A 1,451-nucleotide genomic window follows, 5' to 3' on the forward strand; every position below is an offset into this window, starting at 1 on the left:
GGTTGACTGCGGAGGCGCGCCCCTACGGAATATCGGAAATGTGGTTGACTCTGGAACCCGCCACGCCTATGGCTTGGGAAATGTGGTTGAGTCCGTGGTGTTCTAGTTTTTGTAGGAGTCCCGTTAGAAGACGATGTACCATGAGAGGACCTTCGTAAACCCATCCGGTGTATACTTGGAGGAGACAAGCCCCAGCCGTGATTTTTTCCCAAGCGTCCTCGGCGGTGAAAATGCCACCAACGCCAATGATGGGAATTTCACCGTTGGTTTGTTCCCATATATGGCGAATGACGGCGGTAGACCTTTCCCTTAGGGGTGCGCCACTAATTCCTCCGGCTTCGGAAGTTATCGGGTTTCCGGTTTGGGGTAACCATTGGGTTTTTAGGTTGTCCCGACTAATGGTGGTGTTGGTGGCAATTATACCCGCTAGGTTATGGGTTCGGGCTAGTTCTATTATATCATCGATCGCTTTCCATTCTAGATCGGGGGCGATTTTGATGAATAGGGGCTTCGATGCTGCTATGTTTTCCTGTTGTAAAACTGTTAGGATTTCATTGAGTTCTGTGCTTCCTTGTAGCGATCGCAAACCTGGTGTATTCGGTGACGACACATTCACTACAAAGTAATCACCTAGGTCTCGCAATAGCTGAAAACTCCCAAGATAGTCGCTGGCTGCTTCCTCTAGGGGGGTGATTTTCGATTTTCCTAGGTTGATGCCTAGGGGTATTGTCGGACCGAGGCTAGAAGGAGTATAATTCTGTAAACGGTCGGCTAGGGTGGCAGCGCCTTGGTTATTAAACCCCATACGATTTAAAACTGCTTCATCTTCTAGTAGCCGAAACAGACGCGGGCGCGGGTTTCCGGGTTGCGGGTGTAAGGTCACTGTGCCTAATTCGGTGAACCCAAAGCCAAAACTTCCCCATAACCCCGCCGCCACGCCGTCTTTATCAAAACCAGCGGCTAACCCCACGGGATTGATGAAATTTAGCCCCCACATGGTTTGCTGGAGTCGGGGGTCAACTAGGCTGAATCGAGGCTGTAGTTGCGATTCTAGCCAGGATAGGGGGAGATTTGATTTGTGGGTGTCTATCCAATGGAGAAGTTCCAAGGTTTGATGATGCGCCCACTCTGGATCGACTTTCAGGCCTTTAAATAAAATCGGTTTCAGCAGAGATTGATACAGATCCAAGCTACTACTACCCCCCCCTCATTGACGACAATCACCCACATGGCTAAAATTTAGTGCATCGGCGACAGAAATTCAACCTCTGTTGGTATATGATTTTAAACGGAGTCGGGAACTAATCGGGTTGAGGGAACTGGTACGGGTTGATGATGCACAATTTGCTACTATCGACTACAGCTTGTTCACCAATCGCTTAATACATTGCCCTCACCCTAAATCCCTCTCCCAAAGAGGGAGAGGGACTTTGAGAAGGGACTTTGAGACG

1 protein-coding gene and 1 pseudogene are annotated in these 1,451 nt (G+C 49.3%); one reads left to right on the forward strand and one right to left on the reverse strand.

The features are described 5' to 3' along the window. Positions 1-22: 22 nt before the first annotated feature. A complete protein-coding gene (locus P5683_RS00005) occupies positions 23-1,189 on the reverse strand; it encodes a quinone-dependent dihydroorotate dehydrogenase (RefSeq protein WP_273247311.1) in 1,167 nt (388 codons plus the stop codon). Positions 1,190-1,271: 82 nt separating this feature from the next. Here P5683_RS00005 and P5683_RS00010 point away from each other — a divergent pair. Next, positions 1,272-1,451: pseudogene (locus P5683_RS00010) on the forward strand (hypothetical protein); the annotation flags it as partial.

Origin of the sequence: Limnospira sp. PMC 1279.21 (assembly GCF_032349615.1) — a bacterium.
Classification (GTDB): Bacteria; Cyanobacteriota; Cyanobacteriia; order Cyanobacteriales; family Microcoleaceae; genus Limnospira; species Limnospira fusiformis.